This window comes from Candidatus Obscuribacterales bacterium (assembly GCA_036703605.1).
In the GTDB taxonomy this organism is placed as follows: Bacteria; Cyanobacteriota; Cyanobacteriia; order RECH01; family RECH01; genus RECH01.
Map to the genome: position 1 here is coordinate 1 of DATNRH010001165.1, position 7,839 is coordinate 7,839.

Below are 7,839 nucleotides of genomic sequence, written 5' to 3' on the forward strand. Positions count from 1 at the left end.
CAGTTTTTTAACCTCTCGCCAGACATCATGGCGATCGTGGACTTTAATGGGCGATTTCTATCGATAAATCCTGCCATTATTAATGTGCTGGGCTATAGCCCAGACACCATTCAGGGACAGTTAAGCTTCACCTTCGTTCATCCTGATGATGAGGCTGCCTTGCAGATGCTCCTCGACCACATCACCAGCGGCAGTGCCACCTATGGCCAGGTTGACAATCGCTATCGCCACCAGGATGGTTCCTATCGTTGGCTATCGTGGCGTACAGTGGCAGTGCCCGAGAAGCAACTCATTTATGCAATCGCCCATGATGTAACAGAGAAGAAGCAGGTTGAGCAAGCCCTGCTGCGATCGCGCAATGAGTTGGAGCAACGAGTGACAGAGCGCACGATTGAGCTCCATGAAGCCTACCAGCGCCTGAGCTCACTGATCGAAAACTCTCCGATTGGGGTGATTGAATGGAATAGTCATTTTCAGGTTCAGGGGTGGTCTCCAAGGGCAAGTGACATTTTTGGCTGGCAATTTGGGGAAGTGGTGGGCAAGCATCCCAGTGATTGGTCTTTCATCTATGAAGATGACATCGATCAAGTCAATCAAGTGATGCAAGACCTGCTCTCAGGCCGTCAGCCCCATAATGTTTGCCACAATCGCAACCTCACCAAAACAGGCGAGGTGATCTACTGCGAGTGGTACAACTCCACCTTGTTTGATGATTCTGGACAGCTCATTTCTATGCTGTCGTTGGTGTTGGATGTCACTGAACGACGACAGGCCGAGCAGGAACTGCGAGCTTCCCAAGAACGGTTTGCCATGGCTTTTAATGCCAGTCCCATTCCATTGAGCATTACCTCCTATCCTGACAGTCGCCATATTGCGGTCAATGAGGCCTGGATTGCCAACACCGGCTTTAGCCGCGAAGAGGCGATTGGCCGTACCTCAGAGGACATGCAGTTTTGGAACTCGTCTCAAGAGCGCCAGGCCTTTTTGGAGACCATGCAAGCCAAGGGGCATGTGCAAAATATGTTGATCCACTCCCAAGTTCAGGGAGGAGACATTCAAACCATGCTGCTTTCCTCGGGGCGCATTGAACTGGGGGGGCAACCCTGTTTGTTGAGTGCCTGTTTGGATATTAGCGATCGCATTCGGGCGGAAAAGGCACTGCGCACCAGCAAGGAGTTTTCAGAAAATCTCATTGCTAATCTACAAGACGGCTTTTCCCTGCTCGATCATCAAGGCGTGCATTTAGACGTCAACCCAGCCCTGTGTGATATGACGGGCTTCAGTCGCGATGAGCTGATCGGTACGGCGATGCCCCATCCCTACTGGCCGCCGGAGGAGCAGGCCACGATTATGGCGGCTGCCCAAACGCTGGCCAACGGACAGGATCTAGATGATGTTGAACTAATCTTTATGCGAAAGAACGGTCAGCGTTTTCCCGTGATCGTCACGCCCACCATTCTTTACGATGAGCAAGGCAAGATCACCAACTACATGGCTCTGATCAAAGACATCAGCCATATCAAGCTGGCGCAAGAAGAACTGCGGCAATCGCGGGATGAGCTAGAGTTGCGTGTTCAGCAGCGAACCATGGAACTGGCTGATGTGAATGCCTATTTGCAAACCCAAATTGTAGAGCGGGAAAACCTCACCCAGCAGCTTTTGCATTCCAACCAAGAGCTGGAGCAATTTGCCTACATTGCATCCCACGATCTGCAAGAGCCCTTGCGAGCAATTACCAGCTACACCCAACTCTTGGCCCAGCGATATGAGGAACAGCTTGATGAACGGGCAGACAAATACATTCACTACATTGTGGATGGGGCTAGCTATATGCAGCAGCTCATTCAAGACTTGCTCAGCTATTCTCGGGTGGGGCGAGGCGAGCTGACCCTTGAGCAGATTGATCTCAACCAGGTGTTGCAGCAGGTTGAGAAAAATCTAGATGTGGCGATCGCTGAAGCCAAGGCAAGTCTTCACTACGATCCCTTGCCCACCATGACGGCAGATCTCAACCAACTCACCCGTTTGCTGCAAAATTTGGTGAGTAATGCCATCAAATATCGCAGCGATCGCCCGCCGGAGATCACGATTGCAGTAGAAGACTTGGACGACCATTGGCTGTTTACCCTGCAAGACAATGGCATTGGTATTGATCCCCAATATGTTGATCGCATCTTCATCATCTTTCAGCGGCTACACACCCGTCGTCAATATTCCGGTACGGGTATTGGGTTAGCCATTTGCAAAAAGATTGTGGAGCGCCACCATGGCACGATCGGGGTACAGTCTCAGCCTGGACAGGGTTCAACCTTCCGGTTTACGATTGCCAAAGCCTTGCCCCAGACAGCTTCCTTAGATAAATGATTCGAGGTTGGCTAGTCGTCCTAAGCTAGTAGCCCTTAGCCGTACAAGCGTTTAGGGAAATGCACCCCCTAGTTACAAGGGTTACTATTGGAGAAATTATGATATCAAGTCCGGACAATTGCCCTAGGTTTGTTTGATCAACAACCTACAACCCTTACCCCAAATCCTTTCCCGGAAGGAAGAAGGGCTAAGATGAGTTGATGTTCCAAGATTGGAAAAAGGCTGGAGTGAAGGGCAGATCCTGTAGCCCTTTAACCGGATTGTATATGACACCTCCATCTGTCCATCGTCCACGCTGTGCCCTGTATTCATGCCTATTGAGATTTTGCTGGTTGAAGATTCTCCAAGTGATGCAGATCTTGCGATCGAAGCCCTCCGTAAATCTAAGGTACTCAATCACGTCCATGTCGTAGAAGATGGAGTGGAGGCGATCGCGTTTGTTCGACACCAGGGAGACTATACTAATCATCCACGCCCTGACCTCATTCTGCTTGACCTCAACTTACCTCGAAAAAATGGTCGCGAGGTATTGGCTGAACTGAAGTCTGATCCAGACTTGGCGACCATTCCTGTCATTGTCCTCACCACATCCTCCGCCGAGGAGGACATTCGGAGTGCTTATAGCCTCCATGCCAACTGCTACTTGATCAAGCCTGTCGATTTAGAGCAATTCATGATCCTCATCAAAGCGATCGAAGATTTTTGGCTTGCTGCCGTCAAACTGCCGCCGAGAAGGACGTAGAATGCATGGTCAACACCCCCCTCAAAATTTTGTTGATTGAAGATAACCCGGCAGATGCGGATCTGTTCCGAGAGATGCTGGACGATGTCGATGCTCTGCCCTGGGTCTTGGTGCATGTGGAGTCTCTGCAAGCCGCGATCGCCCACCTTGATACCCAAACCTGTGATGTGGTGCTATCCGACCTTTCCCTGCCCGATGCCCAAGGTTTAGAAGCTGTAACCAAGCTCCATGGGGATTTTCCCGACCTGGCCATTGTGGTGCTCACGGGGCTGCGCAGTGAAGAGGTAGGGCTCTCTGCCCTACGAGCTGGGGCCCAAGACTACCTGGTGAAAGGGCAAATCGACTATTCGTTGATGATGCGCACGATCCGCTATGCGGTGGAGCGATCGAAAACCCAACGCGTCATGCGCCAACAGGCGGCGGCCATGGCTGCCTCTCGGGATGGTATTGCCATTGTCGATCAGCATCACTGCTTTACTTACCTCAACCAAGCCTTTGTTGACATCTATGGATATCATCAACCCACCGAACTTTTAGGGCTGGAGTGCTGGAGTGTTTATGCAGAGCATGAGCAGAGCAAAATTCAAGGAGATATTTTGCCGGCGATCGCTAGGCAGCACCACTGGAGTGGTGAAATCATGGGACAGCGGCAAGATGGTACGTTGTTTTACCAAGAGCTCTCTCTCTCTCGCTTTGGGCAACAGGAGTTTGTTTGCATCATTCGAGATATTAGCGATCGCAAGCTAGCGGAAGCCTCCCTACGCATTGCTCGCTACTCCCTCGACCGAGTGGGGGATGCGGTGTTTTTGGTGCAAAACGATGGACAAATTCTCTATGTCAACGAGGCAGCCTGTGAGTCTCTCGGCTATAGCCAGGATGAACTGCTAGCTCTTTCGATTGATAAAATTGATCCCCACTACCCACAGTCTCGCTGGCAGGCCCATTGGCAGAATTTCAAGCAGCGGGGTAGCTATACGGAAGAGTCAATCAACTTAACTAAATTGGGTCAGGAGATTCCCGTCGAACTCAACTCTAGCTACCTAGAGTTTGATAACAAAGAATTCAAATGTACGATCGTCCGTAACATTAGCGATCGCAAGCGATCGGAAGAGGCCCTGCGCCAGAGTGAAGAAAAGTTTCGCCAACTGGCCGAAAACATCCATGATTGCTTTTTCCTGCTGTCTGCCGATGGACAGCAACTCCTCTACATCAGCCCTGGCTATCAAGATATTTGGGGCTATCCCTGCCCCTCCCTCATGGAAGATCCCAAAGCCTGTTTCTTTGATGGGGCCCATCTAGAGGATCAAAATCACATCCGTCAGTCCTTCAAAGCTCATCTCAGGGCCAAAACCGATCTCAACGAGGAATACCGGATTGTGCAATCCGATGGTACGGTGCGCTGGGTCTGGATCCGTGCCTCCTATGTGCTCGATGCAGATGGCCGTCCCTATCGGATCGCCGGCATTGCTGAAGATATTAGCGATCGCAAGCAGGCTGAGGCAGCTCTGCAATCGCAGTTTCGACTGCTGCAAAGCCTAATCGACACGATTCCCAACCCCATTTTCTATAAAGATACCCACGGCATTTATCTAGGCTGTAACCGCGCCTTTGAAGACTACCTGGGGGTGACCCGAGAGATCATCATTGGCCAAACCATTGATGCGATCGCTCCCCCTGAACTGGCCAACAGCTACCGAGATGATGCTGATACCCTGCGCCATCTCCATGGAGGCAACCAGGTATATGAAAGTTCCGTGGTGCGGGCGAACGGTACGCGGCAAGATGTCATCTTTTACAAGGCGCTCTTTCATGATGCCAATGGTCGCCCCCAAGGCATTGTCGGCACCTTGTTGGATATTACGGAGCGCAAGCAAACCGAAGCTGATATTTTGCAAACCTTGGAGCATGAAAAAGAACTCAATGAGCTGAAATCTCGATTCATTTCCACAGCATCCCATGAGTTTCGCACGCCCCTCACGACTATTTTGAGTGCCACGGAGTTGCTAGAATACCCAGACTATAAACTCAAGCCCGAGAAACGGCTGCGCTACTACCAGCAAATTAAATCAGCGGTGCAGCATATGATTCAGCTCTTGGATGATGTATTGCTGATCAGCCGCTACGACTCGGGCCGGCTCTCCTTTACGCCTATTCCCCTCGACCTTGTTGAGTTTTGTCGCACCTTGGTGGAGGGCATTCAGCTCAATGCCAATCAGCAGCACGCTATTCAGTTCACCTACCTACCACCTAGTCCAGCGGAATTAGCCGCGATCGCTGGTCAGCCCATCACTCTGCCCCTACGTCCTTATCTCGACGAAAAACTATTACGGCATGTGATTAGCAACTTGCTGTCTAACGCTCTGAAATACTCGTCAGCCCATGCTGAGATTGAGTTCCAGGTGACAATTCAACCTTCCCCACAAACCGAAGCACCGCTCACCGCCACCTTCCTGATTCGCGATCGCGGCATTGGTATTCCCTCAGAAGATCTATCCCGCTTGTTCGAACCCTTCCACCGTGCCAAGAATGTTGGCACCATTCCCGGAACAGGTCTAGGGTTATCCATTGTTAAAAATGCCATCGATCTTCACGGTGGCCATATTCAGATTGACAGTATCCTAGGGGAGGGCACCAGTTTTCTGGTTGAATTACCCTTACACTTTTCTGCAACTGGATTCACGATGATTCCCCATCCAGAGGCACTGAGTTCTTTAGGCGTTCACCATGAATCGTCATGAACCATCATGATCATGGTTCATGGCAGTTGCTGAGTAGTCCCTATCCCCAAAGGTACGCACCCTATGTCTCCCAAAAAGATCTTGGTTATTGAAGATGAACCGATGCTCCGCGATCTCATTTCAGATTTGCTGGAAGCTGAGTGTTATGAACCAATCTGTGCCGAAGATGGGATATCTGGGTTGCAAATGGCCCGCGACACCACTCCAGACCTGATTCTGTGTGATGTCATGCTGCCAGGGATGGATGGCTACGGCATTCTAGCAGCGTTGCAGCAAGATGTCATAACCGCCGCCGTTCCCTTTATTTTTCTAACCGCCAAATCGGAGCGCTTGGATATCCGCCACGGCATGGCATTGGGTGCCGATGATTACATTACGAAACCCTTTGATCGCCTAGATTTACTCAGTACCATTCGCACCCGATTAAAAAAGCACGCTGCCCTGCACCAGGTTTATGGCAATGACCCCCAGACCTCTACCCAGATCGAAGATCGCGATCGCCTGTTGAAAGCCCTAGAGCAGGATGAATTCTCGCTCTACTATCAACCTCAGATCAGTCTACAAACGGGTGAGTTGGTGGGGGCAGAAGCTCTGATTCGCTGGCATGATCCGCAGCGCGGCTTGGTTCCTCCCAATGACTTTATTCCCCTAGCCGAGTCTACGGGGGTGATCATTCCCATCGGGCGCTGGGTGTTACAAACAGCATGTCAACAGGCGGTGACCTGGCAAGAGCAGCATATGCCACCGATTAAGTTAGCTGTTAATATATCTGGTGCTCAATTTAATCGTCCTGATCTCATTCCTGAGATAACCCAAGTGTTGGATCACACTGGATTGTCTCCCCAATACCTCAGTCTTGAATTAACCGAAAGCCTGCTTGTACAAAATGTGGAGAGCACCATCAATACCCTGAATGAGCTCCATGCTAGAGGATTACAGGTGTCGGTAGATGATTTTGGTACCGGTTATGCCTCACTGGGATACCTGCAGCATTTCTCGTTTAACACCCTGAAGTTAGATCGCTGCTTTGTAAAACAGGTTAATCAAAATACTAAGAATGCAGCGATCGTCATGGCTCTCATTCAAATGGCCCACAGTTTAGACCTCGATGTGATTGCTGAAGGAGTGGAAACTGAAGATGAACGAGATTTCTTAGCTATGCATCGTTGTGATGCTATGCAGGGTTACTTGTTTAGCCGACCCTTACCTGCTTCAGAATTTGTGCAGCTCGTCATGCGCTGCCAAGTTGCCGATGCATCCTTCCACTGACCTGCCAGAGCCTGCTGTTAGCTGTTCTCTCGATGAAGCGATCGCTGCCTGAGCTCCAAAAACTGCTTACCTATAACTCCCTATACCTTTTTTCATGATGAACAGAATTTTAGTGATTGAAGACGAAGATGCCATTCGTGAACTCATCTCAGATATATTGGAAAATGAGGGATACGAGGTCTTTTCCGCCCCTAATGGTCAAGAAGGTCTTCAGCTCGTTACCCAAACTGATCCAGATTTGATTCTGTGTGACATCATGATGCCAACCCTGAGTGGCTACGATGTACTGGCTCATGTGCGATCTGTTTCTCAAGCAGAGACGACGCCATTTATTTTCCTGACTGCGAAGGCCAGCCGTTCCGATCAACGGCATGGTATGGAAATGGGTGCCGATGATTATTTGAGCAAGCCCTTTACGCGGCTAGAACTCCTCAACGCGGTGGATGCACGACTCCAGAAAAAGGCCGTGGTTGGGAGCCATTATCAGCGCAAGATTGAGGAACTGCGCAAAAATATTGCTCAGGCTATGCCCCATGAGTTACTTACCCCATTAAATGGACTCATGGGTTTAGCAGATATCCTAAAATATGAGCATGATGGCATTGATTCGGAGAGCCTCTCAGAAATTGCTGATGGTATTAGCCTATCTGCTCGCCGACTCCATCGCGTGATCAACAATACCTTACTCTATTCCAAGCTGCGAGTCTTGGCTAGTGATGAGGTTCA

5 protein-coding genes are annotated in these 7,839 nt (G+C 50.2%); all 5 read left to right on the plus strand.

What is annotated here, in order from left to right:
• A partial coding sequence (locus V6D20_24220) for a PAS domain S-box protein (protein ID HEY9818887.1) occupies positions 1-2,364 on the plus strand: 2,364 nt, incomplete at its 5' end.
• A gap of 310 nt (positions 2,365-2,674) precedes the next feature.
• Positions 2,675-3,106: a response regulator gene (locus tag V6D20_24225; GenBank protein ID HEY9818888.1), complete on the plus strand. Its 432-nt coding sequence runs from the start codon at positions 2,675-2,677 to the stop codon at positions 3,104-3,106.
• Positions 3,107-3,111: 5 nt separating this feature from the next.
• On the plus strand, positions 3,112-5,844 hold the full coding sequence (locus V6D20_24230; GenBank protein HEY9818889.1) for a PAS domain S-box protein: 2,733 nt from the start codon (positions 3,112-3,114) through the stop codon (positions 5,842-5,844).
• Positions 5,845-5,907: 63 nt separating this feature from the next.
• On the plus strand, positions 5,908-7,113 hold the full coding sequence (locus V6D20_24235; GenBank protein ID HEY9818890.1) for an EAL domain-containing response regulator: 1,206 nt from the start codon (positions 5,908-5,910) through the stop codon (positions 7,111-7,113).
• A 94-nt stretch (positions 7,114-7,207) separates the two neighbouring features.
• On the plus strand, positions 7,208-7,839 hold a 632-nt coding region (locus V6D20_24240; protein ID HEY9818891.1), incomplete at its 3' end, for a response regulator.

Excerpts from the sequence above, each read along its gene's own strand:
- V6D20_24230 (HEY9818889.1), top strand. The coding sequence starts at position 3,112 with ATGGTCAACACCCCCCTCAAAATTTTGTTGATTGAAGATAACCCGGCA.
- V6D20_24235 (HEY9818890.1), top strand. The coding sequence starts at position 5,908 with ATGTCTCCCAAAAAGATCTTGGTTATTGAAGATGAACCGATGCTCCGC.
- V6D20_24225 (HEY9818888.1), top strand. The coding sequence starts at position 2,675 with ATGCCTATTGAGATTTTGCTGGTTGAAGATTCTCCAAGTGATGCAGAT.